Origin of the sequence: uncultured Georgenia sp. (assembly GCF_937958535.1) — a bacterium.
In the GTDB taxonomy this organism is placed as follows: Bacteria; Actinomycetota; Actinomycetes; order Actinomycetales; family Actinomycetaceae; genus Oceanitalea.
In genome coordinates this window covers 1-17,768 of the sequence record NZ_CALGNQ010000054.1, presented here as the reverse complement: position 1 = coordinate 17,768, position 17,768 = coordinate 1, and the positions used below count along the sequence as shown (strand labels likewise).

Annotated in this window: 19 protein-coding genes and 2 tRNA genes; all 21 read left to right on the top strand. The window is 72.7% G+C overall.

Translation table 11 applies throughout. The features are described 5' to 3' along the window. Nucleotides 1-60: transfer RNA gene (locus Q0195_RS03275), tRNA-Cys, on the top strand. 20 nt (nt 61-80) lie between these two features. Continuing rightward, nucleotides 81-155, top strand: a tRNA-Val gene (locus tag Q0195_RS03270). Between the two features lie 88 nt (nt 156-243). Next, a complete protein-coding gene (locus Q0195_RS03265) occupies nt 244-495 on the top strand; it encodes a hypothetical protein (protein WP_299274449.1) in 252 nt (83 codons plus the stop codon). Nucleotides 496-527: 32 nt separating this feature from the next. Continuing rightward, nucleotides 528-2,585 (top strand): threonine--tRNA ligase, encoded by a 2,058-nt coding sequence (gene thrS, locus Q0195_RS03260; protein ID WP_299274446.1) that lies wholly within the window; start codon nt 528-530, stop codon nt 2,583-2,585. Further along, nucleotides 2,582-3,148 (top strand): HIT domain-containing protein, encoded by a 567-nt coding sequence (locus tag Q0195_RS03255; RefSeq protein ID WP_299274443.1) that lies wholly within the window; start codon nt 2,582-2,584, stop codon nt 3,146-3,148. Before thrS ends, Q0195_RS03255 begins: the two co-directional genes overlap by 4 nt. After that, on the top strand, nt 3,145-3,762 hold the full coding sequence (pgsA, locus tag Q0195_RS03250; RefSeq protein ID WP_299274454.1) for a phosphatidylinositol phosphate synthase: 618 nt from the start codon (nt 3,145-3,147) through the stop codon (nt 3,760-3,762). The genes Q0195_RS03255 and pgsA overlap by 4 nt, the downstream gene beginning before the upstream one ends. Next, nucleotides 3,759-4,709 (top strand): phosphatidylinositol mannoside acyltransferase, encoded by a 951-nt coding sequence (locus Q0195_RS03245; protein WP_299274440.1) that lies wholly within the window; start codon nt 3,759-3,761, stop codon nt 4,707-4,709. Before pgsA ends, Q0195_RS03245 begins: the two co-directional genes overlap by 4 nt. Beyond that, on the top strand, nt 4,709-5,902 hold the full coding sequence (locus Q0195_RS03240) for a glycosyltransferase family 4 protein (RefSeq protein WP_299274438.1): 1,194 nt from the start codon (nt 4,709-4,711) through the stop codon (nt 5,900-5,902). Before Q0195_RS03245 ends, Q0195_RS03240 begins: the two co-directional genes overlap by 1 nt. Continuing rightward, complete coding sequence (locus Q0195_RS03235) at nt 5,899-6,486, top strand: hypothetical protein (RefSeq protein ID WP_299274435.1); 588 nt, start codon at nt 5,899-5,901, stop codon at nt 6,484-6,486. The genes Q0195_RS03240 and Q0195_RS03235 overlap by 4 nt, the downstream gene beginning before the upstream one ends. A gap of 39 nt (nt 6,487-6,525) precedes the next feature. Next, nucleotides 6,526-7,752, top strand: a complete 1,227-nt coding sequence (locus Q0195_RS03230; RefSeq protein ID WP_299274434.1) for a PrsW family intramembrane metalloprotease — start codon at nt 6,526-6,528, stop codon at nt 7,750-7,752. A 246-nt stretch (nt 7,753-7,998) separates the two neighbouring features. Then, nucleotides 7,999-8,916, top strand: a complete 918-nt coding sequence (pdxS, locus tag Q0195_RS03225; protein ID WP_299274451.1) for a pyridoxal 5'-phosphate synthase lyase subunit PdxS — start codon at nt 7,999-8,001, stop codon at nt 8,914-8,916. After that, complete coding sequence (locus tag Q0195_RS03220) at nt 8,906-9,514, top strand: NUDIX domain-containing protein (RefSeq protein ID WP_299274431.1); 609 nt, start codon at nt 8,906-8,908, stop codon at nt 9,512-9,514. The genes pdxS and Q0195_RS03220 overlap by 11 nt, the downstream gene beginning before the upstream one ends. Nucleotides 9,515-9,651: 137 nt before the next feature. Further along, entirely contained in the window at nt 9,652-10,410 is a 759-nt protein-coding gene (locus Q0195_RS03215; RefSeq protein ID WP_299274429.1) for a YebC/PmpR family DNA-binding transcriptional regulator, read from the top strand. 50 nt (nt 10,411-10,460) lie between these two features. After that, nucleotides 10,461-11,039 carry a crossover junction endodeoxyribonuclease RuvC gene (gene ruvC, locus Q0195_RS03210; RefSeq protein ID WP_299274427.1) on the top strand — a complete coding sequence of 193 codons (579 nt, stop codon included), beginning with the start codon at nt 10,461-10,463 and terminating at the stop codon, nt 11,037-11,039. A gap of 54 nt (nt 11,040-11,093) precedes the next feature. Beyond that, the gene (ruvA, locus tag Q0195_RS03205; protein ID WP_299274424.1) at nt 11,094-11,696 is read left to right on the top strand and encodes a Holliday junction branch migration protein RuvA; all 603 of its coding nucleotides are present in this window, start codon (nt 11,094-11,096) and stop codon (nt 11,694-11,696) included. Beyond that, the gene (ruvB, locus tag Q0195_RS03200) at nt 11,689-12,708 is read left to right on the top strand and encodes a Holliday junction branch migration DNA helicase RuvB (RefSeq protein ID WP_299274422.1); all 1,020 of its coding nucleotides are present in this window, start codon (nt 11,689-11,691) and stop codon (nt 12,706-12,708) included. The genes ruvA and ruvB overlap by 8 nt, the downstream gene beginning before the upstream one ends. Before the next feature lie 112 nt (nt 12,709-12,820). Next, a complete protein-coding gene (gene yajC / locus Q0195_RS03195) occupies nt 12,821-13,246 on the top strand; it encodes a preprotein translocase subunit YajC (protein WP_299274419.1) in 426 nt (141 codons plus the stop codon). 28 nt (nt 13,247-13,274) lie between these two features. Beyond that, nucleotides 13,275-15,230 carry a protein translocase subunit SecD gene (gene secD / locus Q0195_RS03190; protein ID WP_299274417.1) on the top strand — a complete coding sequence of 652 codons (1,956 nt, stop codon included), beginning with the start codon at nt 13,275-13,277 and terminating at the stop codon, nt 15,228-15,230. Next, on the top strand, nt 15,227-16,312 hold the full coding sequence (gene secF / locus Q0195_RS03185; protein WP_299274415.1) for a protein translocase subunit SecF: 1,086 nt from the start codon (nt 15,227-15,229) through the stop codon (nt 16,310-16,312). The genes secD and secF overlap by 4 nt, the downstream gene beginning before the upstream one ends. Further along, the gene (locus Q0195_RS03180) at nt 16,309-16,845 is read left to right on the top strand and encodes an adenine phosphoribosyltransferase (RefSeq protein WP_299274412.1); all 537 of its coding nucleotides are present in this window, start codon (nt 16,309-16,311) and stop codon (nt 16,843-16,845) included. Before secF ends, Q0195_RS03180 begins: the two co-directional genes overlap by 4 nt. 60 nt (nt 16,846-16,905) lie before the next feature. Next, on the top strand, nt 16,906-17,768 hold an 863-nt coding region (locus Q0195_RS03175), incomplete at its 3' end, for an HD domain-containing protein (RefSeq protein ID WP_299274409.1).

The following is a 17,768-nucleotide window of genomic DNA, read 5'->3' as shown; positions in this document are numbered from 1 at the left end:
GGCCGAGAGGCGAGGCAGCGGCCTGCAAAGCCGTATACACGGGTTCGAATCCCGTCGCCACCTCGGTACCAGCAGGACAAGGGCGATTGGCGCAGCGGTAGCGCGCTTCCTTGACACGGAAGAGGTCACTGGTTCGAACCCAGTATCGCCCACCAGGACGACGAGGCCCCGGGCCGGCAGCACGGCGGCCCGGGGCCTCGTCGCGTTCCGGCAGAGTGGTGCCGCCGGGCCGCACCGCCGGGCGTGCGCGACGTCCTCGGCGACGCGAGAGACCTCGAGTCCGCAGGTCTGGGCACCGTCGACCTCTTCCTCGACGTCGGCTGCATCCAGGGGCTCGACGAGAGGAGGCGCCGTGCCGAGGGCAGGGGAGTGACGGCGCCGGCGAACCCGGTGACCCTCCTCATGACGAGGCTCCCCTTCCGCGGGCGTGACCTGTGCGACGTCGGCAACAGATCGGTGACGATTCCAGGACCCACGGAGTGCCGGGCCGGATGACCGCGCGGTGACCTGAGTACCATCGATCAGTCATGTCCGATCCACAGCGGGAGCCCACCGTGCCATCCGTTTCTCAGCGTGTCCTAGTCGTCGACGGCGTCGAGCGGTCGGTCACCGAGGGCACGACGGGCACGGACCTGTTCGGCGAGGACCGCGCCGTCGTCGCCATCCGTGTCGACGGCGAGCTCAGGGACCTCCTCACCGACGTCTCCGCCCTGCCCGACGGCACCACGGTGGAGCCGGTCCACATCAGCAGCGAGGAGGGGCTGGCGATCCTGCGCCACTCCACCGCCCACGTGCTCGCGCAGGCGGTGCAGCAGGTGCGCTCCGACGCCAAGCTCGGCATCGGTCCCCCGATCACCGACGGCTTCTACTACGACTTCGACGTCGAGACGCCCTTCACCCCCGAGGACCTCAAGGAGCTCGAGAAGGTGATGAACCGGATCATCCGGGAGGGCCAGACCTTCGTGCGCCGCGTCGTGACCGACGACGAGGCCCGCGCCGAGCTCGCCGACGAGCCGTACAAGCTCGAGCTCATCGGGCTCAAGGGCAGCGGCGCAGAAGCCTCGGCCGAGGGGGCGTCCGTCGAGGTGGGCGCCGGGGAGCTGACGATCTACGACAACGTCCGCCGGGGCGGTGAGGTCGCCTGGAAGGACCTGTGCCGCGGCCCGCACCTGCCGAGCACCCGGCTCATCGGCAACGGCTTCGCCCTCACCCGCTCCGCCGCGGCCTACTGGCGCGGCAGCGAGAAGAACCCCCAGCTCCAGCGCATCTACGGCACCGCGTGGCCCACCAAGGAGGAGCTGCGGGCCTACCAGGAGCGCATCGCGGAGGCCGAGCGCCGCGACCACCGCCGCCTGGGCAGCGAGCTCGACCTGTTCTCCTTCCCCGAGGAGATCGGCTCCGGCCTGCCCGTCTTCCACCCCAAGGGCGCGATGGTCCGCATGGAGATGGAGGAGTACTCCCGCCGCCGGCACATCGAGGCCGGCTACTCCTTCGTCACCACCCCGCACATCACCAAGGCGCAGCTCTTCGAGACCTCCAAGCACCTGGAGTGGTACGCCGACGGCATGTACCCCCCGATGCACCTGGACGAGGTGCGCGACGAGGAGGGCAACGTCGTCAAGCCCGGGCAGGACTATTACCTCAAGCCGATGAACTGCCCGATGCACAACCTCGTCTACCGGTCGCGCGGACGCTCCTACCGCGAGCTGCCGCTGCGGCTCTTCGAGTTCGGGCATGTGTACCGGTACGAGAAGTCGGGCGTGGTCCACGGCCTGACCCGAGCCCGCGGCTTCACCCAGGACGACGCCCACATCTACACCACCCGGGAGCAGATGAAGGACGAGCTGGCCTCCCTGCTCGGCTTCGTCCTCGACCTCCTCAAGGACTACGGGCTGGAGGAGTTCTACCTCGAGCTGTCCACCCGCGACCCGGAGAAGTCGGTGGGTGACGAGGAGACCTGGGAGGAGGCCACCCGGGTGCTGGAGGAGGTGGCCACCGACTCCGGCCTCGAGCTCGTCCCCGACCCGGGCGGCGCGGCCTTCTACGGCCCGAAGATCTCGGTCCAGGCCAAGGACGCCATCGGCCGGACCTGGCAGCTGTCCACCATCCAGCTCGACTTCTTCGAGCCGGAGCTCTTCGACCTGGAGTACACCGCCGCCGACGGCACCCGGCAGCGCCCGGTCATGATCCACCGTGCGCTCTTCGGCTCCATCGAGCGCTTCTTCGGGGTGCTCCTGGAGCACTACGCGGGCGCCTTCCCGGCCTGGCTTGCCCCCGTCCAGGTCATCGCCGTCCCGGTCGCCGACGTCTTCGACGACTACCTCGCCGACGTCGTCGCCCGCCTCCGGGCCCGCGGCGTGCGCGCCGAGCTGGACCGCAGCGACGACCGCTTCAACAAGAAGATCCGCAACGCGACGAAGGAGAAGGTACCCTTCATCCTCATCGCCGGCGGTGAGGACGCCGAAGCCGGAGCGGTCTCCTTCCGCTTCCGCGACGGCTCCCAGCGCAACGGCGTCCCGGTGGAGGAGGCGATCGAGCTCATCACCACGGCGATCGCCGAACGACGACAGGTCACCACGGCGTGAGCGACGTGCCACAGGTCAGCGGCGAGCCGGCCGCGGCTCTCGCCGGTGTGCCGGATGCCTTCCAGCGCCTGTGGACACCGCACCGCATGGCCTACGTCGACGGGCAGGACAAGCCGGCGGACGACGGTACCGCCGAGTGCCCGTTCTGCCGCACGCCCCGCAGGGAGGACGCCGCCGGGCTCGTCGTGCACCGCGGCGAGCACGCCTACGTCGTGCTCAACCTCTACCCGTACAACCCCGGGCACCTGCTCATCTGCCCCTACCGCCACGTGGCCGACCTCACCGAGCTGAGCCGCGCCGAGCGGGACGCGATCGGTGAGCTCAGCGCCACCGCGATGACCGTCCTGCGCGAGGTGAGCCGCCCGCACGGCTTCAACCTCGGGATGAACCAGGGCGCGGTGGCCGGTGCCGGGATCGCTGCACACCTCCACCAGCACGTGGTGCCGCGCTGGTCCGGGGACGCGAACTTCTTCCCGATCATCGCCCGCACCAAGGCGCTGCCCCAGGTGCTCGGGGAGACCCGGGAGCTGCTCGCTGCGGCATGGCCGGAGGCGACGTGCTGAGCTCCAAGGGCCGCGTCTTCACCGACGCCGTCTTCGGCCCGGTCGCCCGCGCACTCGTCCGGGCCGGCGTCAGCCCGGACGTCGTCACCGTCACCGGCACCGTGCTCACCGTCGGTGCGGCGCTGTGGCTGCTGCCCACCGGTCACTTCGTCGCCGGCCCCCTCGTCATCGCCGCCGTCGTCCTCGTCGACAGCGTCGACGGCCTCATGGCCCGCACGCTGGGCCGCTCCACCCGGTGGGGTGCCTTCCTCGACTCGACGCTCGACCGGATCGCCGACGCCGCGATCTTCTCCGGACTGCTGCTGTGGGGCGTCTCCCGCGACGAGCCGTGGGTGCTGGCCACCGCGCTGGCCTGCCTCGTGCTCGGCAGCGTGGTGCCCTACGCCCGCGCCCGCGCGGAGGGGTTGGGCCTGAGCGCCTCCGGCGGGATCGCTGAGCGGGCCGACCGCCTCGTCGTCGCGCTCGTCGCCGTCTTCGTCGTCGGGCTCGGGGCGCCGGTGGCCGTGCTCGTCGGCGCCCTCGGGCTGCTCGCCCTGGCCAGCCTGTGGACGATCGGCCAGCGGATGGCGGCCGTGTACCGCCAGACCCGCGCCGACGCCGAGGAGGCGGGATGAGGCTGGACCCCGGGACCCTGCTCCTCACCGCGGCCCGGGTGGTGCCGCGGCTGCCCGGGTGGCTCTCGGCGGCGCTCTTCGCCGGGGTCGCCGACGTCGCCTCCCTCACCGGCGTGGCGGGGGTCGAGCAGCTGCGGGCCAACCTCGCCCGGGCGGTGCCGGACGCCTCACCCGGTGAGCTGCGCCGGCTCACCCGGTGCGGGATGCGCTCCTACATGCGGTACTACGAGGAGGCGCTGCGGCTGCCCGCCGTCCCCACGGAACGGTTGGCGCAACGGGTGCGGCTGGTCAACGGCGAGTGGGCACAGGCCGAGTTCGCCGCCGGACGACCGGTCGTCGCAGCACTGGGGCACATGGGCAACTGGGACCTCGCCGGTGCCTGGGCCACCCAGTACCTCGCCCCCGTGGTCACCGTCGCCGAACGGCTCCGACCCGAGGAGCTCTTCCAGGGCTTCCTCACCTTCCGCCGCAGTCTCGGGATGACGATCATCCCGCTGGACCACGACGGCTCGACATTCCGCAACCTGCTGCGGGCCGGCCGCCGGGGCGCCCAGGTCATCCCGCTGCTCGCCGACCGCGACCTGTCCCGCTCCGGTGTGGAGGTGGAGCTGCTCGGAGAGCCGGCGCGCGTCGCCCCCGGCCCGGCCGCCCTGGCCCTGGCCATCAACCGGCCGCTGGCCTTCGTGTCGATCACCTACGAACGGCTCCACGGCCCGCGGCGCCAGGCGGCGGGAAGCCGGTGGGGGATCGTCGTGGAGTTCAGCGACCCCATCCCCGCACCGACCGACCTGCCCCGGGAGCGGGCGATCGCCCGGATGACCCAGCAGTGGGTCGACCACCTCGGCGACGCCGTGCGCGCCCACCCGGAGGACTGGCACATGCTCCAGCCCGTCTTCGTCGCCGACCTGGACCCGGCGCGCCTCAAGCCGGCAGGGAGCGTGGCCTGATGCGTATCGGGATCGTCTGCGGCTACTCCTTCGACGTCCCCGGCGGGGTCCAGTTCCACGTGCGGGACCTCGCCGAGCACCTCATCGCCCTCGGTCACGAGGTCAGCGTGCTCGCCCCCGCCGAGGAGGGCACCCCGGTACCCGACTACGTCGTCACCGCGGGCCGCACCGTCGCCGTGCCCTACAACGGCTCGGTCGCACGGCTGAACTTCGGCCCGGTCGCGGCCGCCCGCGCGCGGCGCTGGCTGGAGGAGGGCGACTTCGACGTCCTCCACCTCCACGAGCCGATCCAGCCGAGCCTGTCCATGCTCGCACTGTGGATCGCCGACGGCCCCATCGTGGCCACCTTCCACACCGCGATGAACCGGTCCCGCGCCCTGCAGGTCGCCTCCCCGCTCGTGCGGCCGCTGCTGGAGAAGATCACCGGCCGGATCGCCGTCTCCGAGGAGGCCCGCCGCACCGTCGTCGAGCACCTCGGCGGGGACGCCGTCGTCGTCCCCAACGGGGTCTTCGTCGACCGCTTCGCCCAGGCGCCCCGCGCGGAGGCCTGGTGCGGCACCGACGAGCGTCCCACCGTCGCCTTCCTCGGTCGGCTCGACGAGCCGCGCAAGGGGCTGCCGGTGCTCGCCGCCGCGATCCCGCAGGTGCTCGCGCAGGTCCCGGGCGCGCGCTTCCTCATCGCGGGCCGGGGCGAGGCGGCCGAGTACCGCCAGGCGCTGGGCCACCTGGGGGACGCCGTGACCTTCCTCGGCCCGGTGAGCGACCCCGAGAAGGAGTCGCTGCTCGCCTCCGTGGACGTCTACGTCGCACCCCACACCGGCGGGGAGAGCTTCGGCATCGTGCTCGTCGAGGCGATGAGCGGCGGCGCCCACGTCGTGGCCAGCGACATCCCCGCCTTCCGTGCCGTGCTCGACGGGGGGCGCTACGGCTCGCTCTTCCCGAACGGGGACTCCGCCGCGCTGGCCGCCGCCCTCACCGCCTCGCTGGTGGACCGCCAGGCCACCCGGCCCGTCCGTGAGGCGGCCGCGGCCGCGGTACGCCGCTACGACTGGTCGGTGGTGACCCGCGAGGTGCTCGCCGTGTACGAGACCGTCACCGCCGGTGGCGGGCACGTCCACGAGGACCCGCGGTCCCGCACGGTCGTGGGCCGCCTGCGGGCCGTCCTCGACGGCCGGACGGAGGCCGAGCGATGAGCTGGGAAGGATGGACGCTCGTCGTCGTCCTCCTCGTCCTCGTCCTGGGCTGGGTGCTGTGGCTCCTCGCCCAGCGGGTCGACCGGCTCCACCGCAAGGTGCTGCGCTCCAGGGCCACGCTCGAGCTCCAGCTCGCCCAGCGGGCGGCCGCAGCACACGAGCTGGCCATGTCCGGGGCGCTCGACCCCGTCGAGGCGGTGCTGCTCGCCGACGTCGCCCAGCGGGCCAGCGCCGGGGCCGGGGGAGTCGTGCAGGACGGACTGGAGGGAGAGCCCGACGTCACCGAACCGCCGAGCGACGTCGACCGCTCGCTGGTGGAGTCCGAGCTGTCCCGCGCGCTGCGCGCCGTGCTCGAGTCGCGCGCCGACACCGAGCCGCTGAGCGAGAACCCGCTCGCCGCTGAGCCGCTGCGCCGCCTCGACGCCGCGTGGTACCGGCTCGAGCTCGCCCGCCGCTTCCACAACGCGCACGTGGCCGAGGTGCGCCGGATGCGTGCCAACCCCGTGGTCCGGCTGCTCCGCCTGGCCGGCCGCGCTCCCATGCCGCAGGCCTTCGACATGGACGACGCCCGGCCCCGCCTCTGAGCGGCCGCACCGTCCCACCCGCCTCATAGGCTGACCCCCATGGCCTTCCCACCCGAGCCCTACCCGCCGTCGGGGCGTCCCCTCCACACCGCACCCGCGCCGGTCCAGCAGCCCCGACCGGCGCCCTGGGGACCCGGCGGGCCCCCGACGCCGGCGCAGGCGCCGTGGCAGCCACCGCGCCACCCCCGCGGCGGCACCGTGCTCATCGCCGTCGGGACCACCGTCGCGGTCCTCGCGCTCCTCGTCATCGTCGTCCAGATCGCGGTCATGACCAGTGCCGGCGCCGCCGTCGTCGGCGGCGTGGTGGCGCTCGTCCCGCTCACCGCCGTGCTCCTCGGCATCCGGTGGATCGACCGCTGGGAGCCGGAGCCGCGGTACGCACTCGTCTTCGCCCTCCTCTGGGGCGCCGGGGCCGCCACCCTGCTGTCGCTGGTGCTCAACACCGCCTTCACCGAGGCGGTCTACCACAGCACCGGGAACGTCGACACGGCCGAGCTGGTCGGCGCCGCCGTCGGGGCGCCCCTCATCGAGGAGTCCGCCAAGGGCCTGGGGGTGCTCCTCCTCTTCCTCGCACGACGTCGCTACTTCGACGGCCCGGTCGACGGCATCGTCTACGCCGCCACGGTCGCCGCCGGGTTCGCCTTCGTGGAGAACATCCTCTACTTCGGCAGCTCGATGGAGATCCTGCCCCAGATCTTCGTCATGCGCGGGATCCTGTCGCCCTTCGCCCACGTGCTGTTCACCGTCGCCATCGGCATCGCGCTGGGCCTCGCCGCGCGCAGCCGCTCGCCCTACGCGTGGCTGGGGGCCCTCCCGGCCGGCTGGACGGTGGCCGTGGTGCTCCACGGCCTGTGGAACGGCAGCACGTTCACCGGCCAGTTCTTCGGTCTCTACGTGCTCGTCCAGGTGCCCCTGTTCGTCTCGGCGATCCTCCTCGTCGCCTGGCTGCGACGGCACGAGCGTCAGGTCATCACCGCCCGGCTGGTCGAGTATGCCCGCGCGGGCTGGTTCGCCCCGCACGAGGTCACCATGCTCGGTTCCTTCCCCGCTCGGCGCGCCGCCCTGTCCTGGGCCGCACGCGGGGGCCCCACGGCGAAGCGCGCGATGAAGGACTTCCAGCGCGCGGCCACCGCGCTGGCGATGAACCGGCAGCGCCTCGTCACCGGCCGCGCGGAGCGGTCCTACCACCACGACGAGCGCGCCCTGCTCGAGCGGGTCACCGCCGCCCGGGGGACCTTCCTGCGGGCGCTGACGGCGGTGCGCTGACCACCGCAGCGGAGATCAGCTTCCTCACCGTCCCGGGAGGCGGGCACGATGGCGGTTCCCGGGAAAGGACCCGCCATGACGCGCGTCCACCGGCACGACGCCGCTCGCACCGAGCTGCGTGGTGCGAGGACGGTGCGGCCCTGACCGCCGTCGTACGGGCGCCCGAGACGTGAGCCCGCCCCGGGGAGCGCCTCCCGCTCACCTAGACTGGTGAGGTCCTACTGCCCCCACCCACCCGAGGTCACCGTGTCCCAGGAGCCCACCACGTCCGCCGCCGACCAGCCGCAGGCCGGCACCCCCCGCGTCCGGCGGGGCCTGGCCGACCACCTCAAGGGCGGCGTCATCATGGACGTGGTCACCCCCGAGCAGGCGAGGATCGCCGAGGACGCCGGGGCGGTGGCCGTCATGGCGCTGGAGCGGGTGCCCGCGGACATCCGCGCCGAGGGCGGCGTCTCCCGGATGAGCGACCCGGACATGATCGAGGGCATCATCGGGGCCGTCTCGATCCCGGTCATGGCCAAGGTGCGCATCGGCCACTTCGTCGAGGCCCAGGTGCTGCAGAGCCTGGGCGTCGACTTCGTCGACGAGTCCGAGGTGCTCAGCCCCGCCGACTACGAGCACCACATCGACAAGTGGGCCTTCACCGTGCCCTTCGTCTGTGGGGCGACCAACCTCGGCGAGGCGCTGCGCCGCATCGCCGAGGGCGCCGCCATGATCCGGTCCAAGGGCGAGGCGGGGACCGGTGACGTCTCCAACGCCACCATGCACATGCGCCGCATCCGGCAGGAGGTCCGCCGGCTGTCCGCGCTCCCGCAGGACGAGCTCTTCGTCGCCGCGAAGGAGCTCCAGGCCCCGTACGACCTGGTCCGGGAGGTCGCCCGCTCCGGCCGGCTCCCCGTCGCGCTGTTCACCGCCGGGGGCATCGCCACCCCCGCCGACGCCGCGATGATGATGCAGCTCGGCGCCGAGGGTGTGTTCGTCGGCTCGGGCATCTTCAAGTCCGGCAACCCCGCCCAGCGTGCGGCAGCGATCGTCAAGGCCACGACCCACTACCGGGACCCGGACGTCATCGCCCAGGTCTCCCGGGGCCTGGGGGAGGCGATGGTCGGCCTCAACGTCGACGAGATCCCGGTCCCGCACCGGCTGGCGGAGCGTGGCTGGTAACCCGCCCGGCAGCGGCCTGCCCGACGGCGTCCTGGGCTACGGCCTGGGACCGGAGTGGCAGCCCGGCCCCGACGGCCTGCCCGTCCGCAGCGCCGCCCGGGTCATCGTGCTGGACCCGGACGACCGGCTGCTCCTGCTCCGCGGCCACGACGCCGCCGAGACCACCCGCTCGTGGTGGTTCACCGCCGGCGGCGGCCTGGCCCCGGGAGAGGACCCGCGCACCGGGGCGCTGCGCGAGCTGCGCGAGGAGACCGGGCTGCGCCTCACCCCGGACGACCTCCAGGGCCCGGTGCTCACCCGCAGCGCGATCTTCGACTTCTCCCACGTGACCTGCCGCCAGGACGAGGAGTTCTTCCTCGCCCGGGTGCAGGTGACCGAGCTCGACCTGGGCGGCTGGACCGCCCTCGAGCAGGAGGTCGTCGACGAGGTCCGCTGGTGGCACCTGGACGAGCTCGACGCCGCCGTCGCCGCCGGCGCGGTGGTCTACCCGCGGCACCTGCCGCAGCTGGCCCGCCGCCTCGCGCGGGGGTGGGACGGCACGGTCGAACACCTCGACGAGTCCAGCAGCGTCACGACGCCGCGCCCCGGCCGCCGGTAGGATCGCAGGAGCCCGACAGGACGCGCCTGCCGCCGCTGCCGTCGACCGGCGGGAGCACCCCGGCCGACCACGCCGGTGCCCGGCGCGGCCCCGTCCACCGTCCCACAAGGACGACCCGCGAGAAGCTAAGGAGCATCATGGCCGGCCACTCGAAGTGGGCAACCACCAAGCACAAGAAGGCGGCGCTGGACGCCAAGCGCGGCAAGCTCTTCGCCCGGCTCGTGAAGAACATCGAGGTCGCCGCCCGCACCGGCGGGGGAGACCCGGCCGGCAACCCGACCCTGTACGACGCCATCCAGAAGGCGAAGAAGAACTCCGTCCCCGCCGACAACATCGAGCGCGCCGTCAAGCGCGGCTCCGGGGTCGAGGCCGGCGGCGCCGACTACGAGACCATCATGTACGAGGGCTACGCCCCCGGTGGCGTCGCCGTCCTCGTCGAGTGCCTCACCGACAACCGCAACCGCGCCGCCTCCGACGTGCGAGTGGCCTTCACCCGCAACGGCGGCACGCTCGCCGACCCCGGGTCGGTCTCCTACCTCTTCCACCGCCGCGGCGTGGTCATCGTGCCGAAGAACGACGGCCTCACCGAGGACGACGTCCTCGGTGCCGTGCTGGACGCCGGCGCGGAGGAGGTCAACGACCTCGGGGAGAGCTTCGAGGTGATCAGCGAGGCGAGCGACGTCGTCGCCGTCCGCACCGCGCTCCAGGAGGCGGGGCTCGACTACGACTCCGCCGAGGCGCAGTTCGTGCCCTCCATGGAGATCGAGGTCGACGCCGAGGGGGCCCGCAAGGTCATCAAGCTCATCGACGCGCTCGAGGACTGCGACGACGTCCAGAACGTCTACGCCAACTTCGACGCCCCCGACGAGGTGCTCGCCGAGCTAGCCGCCGAGTGACGGCGGTGTCGCTCCCGCGAGGCGCGGGTGGCGGCTGAGACACTGGGCCCATGCGCGTCCTCGGAGTCGACCCCGGCCTGACCCGGTGCGGGCTGGGCGTCGTGGACTCCGGTCCGCGGCGTGAGCTCAGCGCCGTGGCCATGGGCGTCCTGCGCACACCGCCGGACATGCCGATCCACCAGCGGCTGCTGACCATCTCGGCCGGGATCGAGGAGTGGATCGTGCGCCACGACGTCGACGCCGTCGCCGTCGAGCGCGTCTTCGCCCAGCACAACGTCCGGTCGGTCATGGGCACCGCCCAGGTCGCCGGGCTCGCGATGGTCGCCGCCGCCCGCGCCGGGCTGCCGCTCGGGACCCACACCCCGAGCGAGGTCAAGGCGGCGGTGACCGGGTCCGGGCGCGCGGACAAGCTCCAGGTCCAGGAGATGGTGCGGCGCATCCTGCGGCTCACCCAGCGTCCCCAGCCGGCCGACGCCGCCGACGCGCTCGCCCTGGCGGTGTGCCACCTGTGGCGGGCCGGCACCCCCGGTGCGGGACTGGGCGGCCGGCAGGCCACCGCCGCCCAGGAGGCCTGGGCGCGGGCCGAGCTCGCGGCGCGTCGGGCCCGGCCGGCGCTGCGCACCCGCTAGCCTGACTGTTCGCACACACGTTCGCCCCGCACGGGGCGGGGACAAGGAGCCGAAGTGATCGCCAGCGTCCGGGGGACCGTCGAGTCCGTACGGCTCGACTCCGCCGTCGTCACGGTGGGCGGGGTGGGTCTGCTCGTCCAGGCCACCCCCGCGACGCTCGCCACGCTGCGGCCCGGCAGCGAGGCGAACCTGGCCACCTCCCTCGTCGTGCGCGAGGACTCGCTGACGCTCTACGGCTTCGCCGAGGACGACGAACGCGACGTCTTCCAGACCCTCCAGACGGTCTCCGGGGTGGGGCCCCGGCTGGCGCTGGCCGTGCTCGCCGTCCACCGTCCGGACGAGCTGCGCGCCGCCGTCGCCGCCCAGGACGTCGCCGCCCTCACCAAGGTGCCGGGCATCGGGCGCAAGGGCGCCCAGCGCATCCTGCTCGAGATCGGGGACAAGCTCGGCCCGGTGCGCGGTGACCTGCCCGCCCCCGCGCCGGCCGCCCTGGACACCTCCCCGGAGGTCGTCGAGGCCCTCGTCCAGCTCGGCTGGTCCACCAGGGCCGCCGAAGACGCCGTGACCGCGGTGCTCGCCGCCCCCGAGGCCGACCGCGACGTCGCCGCCGTGCTCCGTGCCGCCCTGCAGCACCTGGGAGGCCACGCCCGTGCCTGAGGAGCGGTACCTCGACGCGGAGGCCGACGAGCTCGAACGGGCCGCCGAGGCCGCGCTGCGCCCCCGCCGGCTGGCGGACTTCGTGGGACAGGCGGTGGTGCGCGACCAGCTCGCCCTCGTCCTGGACGCCGCCCGCGCCCGCGGCTCGGCCCCCGACCACGTCCTGCTCTCCGGCCCGCCTGGGCTGGGCAAGACGACGCTGGCGATGATCATCGCCGCCGAGCTCGAGGGGGCCCTGCGGCTCACCTCCGGGCCCGCCGTCCAGCACCCCGGTGACCTCGCCGCCATCCTCTCCTCGCTGCAGGAGCACGACGTCCTGTTCATCGACGAGATCCACCGGCTCGCCCGGCCGGTGGAGGAGATGCTCTACCTGGCGATGGAGGACTTCCGCGTCGACGTCATCGTCGGCAAGGGCCCGGGCGCGACGTCCATCCCGCTCACCCTGCCGCGCTTCACCGTCGTCGGAGCCACCACCCGGGCCGGGCTGCTGCCCGCACCGCTGCGGGACCGCTTCGGCTTCACCGGCCACCTGGAGTTCTACTCCCCGGCCGAGCTGGAGCAGGTGCTCTACCGCAGCGCCCGCCTGCTCGGCGCGGAGCTCGACCCCCGGGCCGCGGCGGAGTTGGCCTCCCGCTCCCGCGGCACCCCGCGTATCGCCAACCGGCTGCTGCGCCGCGTGCAGGACTGGGCGCAGGTCCGCGGCAGCGGCACGCTCGACCTCGAGGCCGCCCACGCCGCCCTCGACCTCTTCGAGGTGGACCAGCGCGGGCTCGACCGGCTCGACCGCGCCGTGCTGCGCGCGCTGTGCGAGCGCTTCGGCGGGGGACCGGTGGGCCTGTCCACCCTCGCCGTCGCCGTCGGTGAGGAGCCGGAGACCGTCGAGACGGTCGCCGAGCCGTTCCTCGTGCGTGAGGGACTGGTCTCCCGCACCCCGCGCGGGCGCGTCGCCACCGCGGCCGCCTACGAGCACCTCGGGCTGCACCGCCCCGACGACGGCGCACTGTGGTCCTGACACACCGGACCGGTGGTTTCCCCCTGTCGCCGCCGTCACCTAGACTCGTCCAGTATTTTGCCGTCGATGAGTGCTGCCCTGACGCAGCCCCATCGCCACCAAGGGAGACTCCGTGGACCCGACGTTCCTCATCCTGATCGCCGTCTTCGCCCTCATGATGTGGATGATGTCGCGGGGCGCGAAGAAGCAGCGGCAGGCAGCGCAGGAGCTGCGCAGCAACCTCCAGGTCGGGCAGCAGGTGATGACCGCATCCGGCTTCTACGGGACCATCGTCGACATCGACGGTGACGTCATCACCCTGGAGTCCACCCCCGGGATCGAGACGCTGTGGAAGCGCGAGGCCATCGCCGCGGTCACCGAGCCGCCCTTCGCCGTCGACACCGACGACGACGCCGAGACGGAGGAGTCCCACGAGGACGGCGTCGCGGACATCGCCGTGCCGGACGACGCCTCGTCGCTGACCGAGCAGCCCGCCGACCCCACCACCGACGAGCCGGCCGACCGGCCCGGCGACGAGAACGACGAACGCCGCGCCTGAGGCGCGGCACAGCAGAAAGAAGACAGCGTTGGCGTCCACCGCCCCACGTCCGCTGCGGAAGATCGTCACCCTCATCGTCCTGCTCGCGGCGATGCTCGGCGCCGTGGCGATCGGACAGCAGCTCCACGACGACAGCGACGGCGACTCCGGCCCCTCCTTCGCCCCCGGGCTCGCACTCGACCTCGAGGGCGGCGTCCAGCTCATCCTCACGCCCCGGCTGGACCCCGAGGCCCAGGAGGGTGACGAGATCACCGCCGAGGACATCGAGCAGGCGATCCAGATCATCCGGCAGCGCGTCGACGCCTCCGGTGTCGCCGAGGCCGAGATCACCCGGCAGGGGTCGGCCAACATCGTCGTCGGCCTGCCCGGCAACCCCGACGAGGCCACCCTCGACCTCGTCCGGCAGTCCGCGGAGCTGCGGTTCCGGCCCGTCCTCCTGGTCACGGACCCCACCCCCATCGACCCGAACCAGGAGGGGCTGCCGACGCCCGAGCCCGACGCCGAGGCGGAGGCCGCCGACGGGGAAGGCACCGCGGACGAGTCCGGCGAGGAGCAGGCCGCCGAGGCCGAGGAGACCTCCGCCGACGAGGCCCCGGCCCTGGAAGCGCCCTCGGCGCCGGCGGTGGACCGCGAGGCGATCGAGGCCGCCGCCTTCGCCGTGGCCGACGAGGACGGCGACGGGGAGCTGTCCGACACCCCCGCCACCGAGCCGACGAGCAACAGCGACCTCGCCTGGGTCACCGAGCAGGTCCTCTACGACATGTACACCCTCGACTGCACCGACCCGGCGAACCTCGTCGGCGGCGTGCAGGACGACCCCGAGCGGCCGCTCGTCGCATGCGCCCAGGACGGTTTCAGCAAGTTCGTCCTCGGCCCGGTCGACGTCGAGGGCACCCAGGTCGACTCCGCGGGCTCCGGGCTGGAGGTCACCCAGGCGGGTGTCACGACCAACAACTGGGTGGTCAACCTCGAGTTCACCGGCGAGGGCACCGAGCTCTTCCGGCAGACCTCCGAGCGACTCGTGAACCAGCAGCCGCCGCAGAACCAGTTCGGCATCGTCCTGGACGGCCTGGTCATCTCCGCCCCGCGGATGAACCAGGTCATCCCCGACGGCCAGGCGCAGATCTCCGGCAGCTTCACCCGGGAGAGCGCCAACACCCTGGCCAACCAGCTGAACTTCGGCTCCCTGCCGCTGAACTTCGAGGTGCAGAGCGAGGAGCAGATCTCCGCCACCCTGGGCTCGGAGCACCTGCGCATCGGGCTCATCGCCGGGGTCATCGGCCTGGTGCTCGTCGCCCTGTACATGCTCTGGCAGTACCGAGGCCTGGCGTTCATCGCGGTGGGCAGCCTGCTCGCCGCGGCGGGGACCACCTACGGGGCGATCCTCCTGCTCTCCTGGCTGCAGGGCTACCGGCTCTCGCTCGCCGGTGTCGCCGGCCTCATCGTCGCCGTCGGCATCACCGCCGACTCCTTCATCCTCTACTTCGAGCGCATCCGTGACGAGATCCGCGAGGGCCGCACCCTCGAGGGCGCGATCGAGCACGGGTGGAACCGGGCCAAGCGGACGATCGTCATCTCCGACGTCGTCACCCTGCTCGCCGCCGTGGTGCTGTACTTCCTCGCCGTCGGCGGAGTGCGTGGCTTCGCCTTCACCCTCGGCCTCACCACGGTCATCGACCTCGTCGTCGTCTTCCTCTTCACCCACCCGACGATGCAGCTGCTCATCCGCACCCGCTTCTTCGGCGAGGGCCACCCGCTCTCCGGCCTCAACCACGCGACGATCGGGGCACGCGCCCCGGCCTACCGCGGCCGCGGCCGCGTGGAGCGCGAGCCCCGACCCACCGCCCGCACCCGGACCACCGAGCAGCGGCCGCCCGAGACGGTCGGGCAACGGCTCACCATCGCCGAGCGCCGCGCCGCCGAACGGCGCGCCCAGCAGGAGGCCGCGGCGGCGTCCGGCACCACCGAGGAGGACGGCCGATGATCAGCCTGGCCCAGCTGGGCAACCAGCTCCACACCGGCGAACGGTCCATCCCGTTCGTGCAGCGCCGCCGCACCTGGCTCACCGCCGCTGTCGCGCTCGTCCTGCTGTCGGCGCTGCTCGTCGCGTTCAAGGGCATCAACGCCGGCATCGAGTTCCGGGGCGGCTCGCAGTTCACCATCACCGGGACCGCCACCCTGGAGGAGCAGCCGGCCCACGACGTCGTCGCCTCGCTCGGCGACGGCGAGGTGGCCCGCGTCACCACCGTCGGCGCGTCCGCCGTCCGGGTGCAGACACAGGAGCTGACCACCGAGCAGACCGAGGAGATCCGCCAGGGCCTGGCCGAGGCCTACGACGTCCCGCTCACCGACGTCACCTCCACCTTCATCGGCCCCTCCTGGGGGCAGGACATCACCCGGCAGGCCCTCCAGGGGCTGGCGGTCTTCATCGTCCTCGTCTCGGTCGTCCTGTCGGTGTACTTCCGCAGCTGGAAGATGGCGACCTCGGCCCTCGTCGCGCTGCTCCACGACCTCCTCGTGACGGTCGGGGTGTACTCGGTGGTCGGCTGGGAGGTCACCCCGGCGACCGTCATCGGGCTGCTCACCATCCTCGGGTACTCCCTGTACGACACCGTCGTCGTCTTCGACAAGGTCCGGGAGAACACCGAGAACCTCACCGAGCAGCACGAGCGCACCTATGCCGAGCTGTCCAACCTCGCGGTCAACCAGACGCTCATCCGCTCCATCAACACCTCGCTCACCTCGTTGCTGCCGGTCGGCTCCATCCTCTTCGTCGGTGCCCTCCTGCTCGGGGCGGGCACGCTGCGCGACATCGCCCTGGCGCTGTTCGTCGGCATGTTCGTCTCGACGATCTCCTCGATCTTCGTCGCCAGCCCCCTCCAGGTGGTGCTGCACGAGCGGGAGGAGACCGTGCGGACCCACACTGCCGAGGTGCTGGAGCGCCGCCGTCGCACCACCGGGACCGAGGAGACCCCGGTCGCGACACCCGCCGAGGAGACCACCGTCGTCGCCGGCCATCACCGTGGCCAGGCGGCCCAGCCCAAGCGCCGGAAGGGGCGACGTTGACCGACTTCCCTGCAGAGCTCACCGAGCTGCTCGACTCCCACGTCCGGGTGGTCCCGGACTTCCCGGAGCCGGGCGTGCTGTTCCGGGACATCACCCCCCTGCTCGCCGACGGCCCGGCCTTCGCCGCCCTCATCGACGCACTCGCCGAGCGGTACCGCGGTCAGGTGGACGCCGTCGCCGGCCTCGAGTCCCGCGGGTTCATCCTCGCCGCACCCCTCGCGCACGCCCTGCGCATCGGCATGATCACCGTCCGCAAGGCCGGGCGCCTGCCCGGCAACGTCACCGGCGTCGACTACACCCTGGAGTACGGCACGGCCCGGCTCGAGGTGCGGCCCGAGACGGTGACCCAGGGCCACCGGGTGCTCATCATCGACGATGTCCTGGCCACCGGTGGGACCGCGCGGGCGGCCGTGCAGCTCATCGAGGGCGCCGGCGCCCAGGTCGCGGGCCTGACGATGCTCCTCGAGCTGGACGACCTGCGCGGCCGGGACAAACTCACGGGCTACCGGGTGGAGAGCATCCTCCACTACTGAGCAGGCCCTGCCGACGGGCCCCACCGCACGGTCACCCCGCCGTCGTCCTAGAATGGAGTGATGTCGGAGGACACGGTGACCGGTGCGACCACGGACGCGCGCACGCCACGCGTGCGGTCGCGCTTCGGGCTGCGCGGGTCCCGGGCCGCCGTCTCCCCGGCGATCGAGCCGGTGCTCCACGCACTGCGGTCCAACCACCCCCGTGCCGACACCACGCTCATCGAGCGGGCCTTCACCGTGGCCGAGCGCGCCCACCGCGGGCAGATGCGCAAGAGCGGGGACCCGTACATCACCCACCCGGTGGCCGTCACCACCATCCTCGCCGAGCTCGGCATGACCGTGCCGACCCTCGCCGCGGCGCTGCTCCACGACACCGTCGAGGACACCGACTACTCCCTGGAGCAGCTGCGGGCCGACTTCGGTGAGGAGATCGCGCTCCTCGTCGACGGCGTCACCAAGCTCGACAAGGTGACCTACGGAGAGGCCGCCGAGGCGGAGACCGTCCGCAAGATGGTCGTGGCGATGGCCCGGGACATCCGGGTCCTCGTCATCAAGCTCGCCGACCGGCTGCACAACGCCCGCACGTGGAAGTACGTCTCCCCGCAGTCGGCCCAGCGCAAGGCACGCGAGACGCTGGAGATCTACGCCCCGCTGGCCCACCGGCTGGGGATGAACACCATCAAGTGGGAGCTGGAGGACCTCTCCTTCGCCACCCTCTACCCCAAGGTCTACGACGAGATCGTCCACCTCGTCGCCGAGCGGGCACCGGCCCGCGACGAGTACCTCTCCACGGTGCGCACCCAGATCGAGGCCGACCTGCGCGCCAACAAGATCAAGGCGACCGTCACCGGGCGGCCCAAGCACTACTACTCGATCTACCAGAAGATGATCGTCCGCGGCCGGGACTTCGACGACATCTTCGA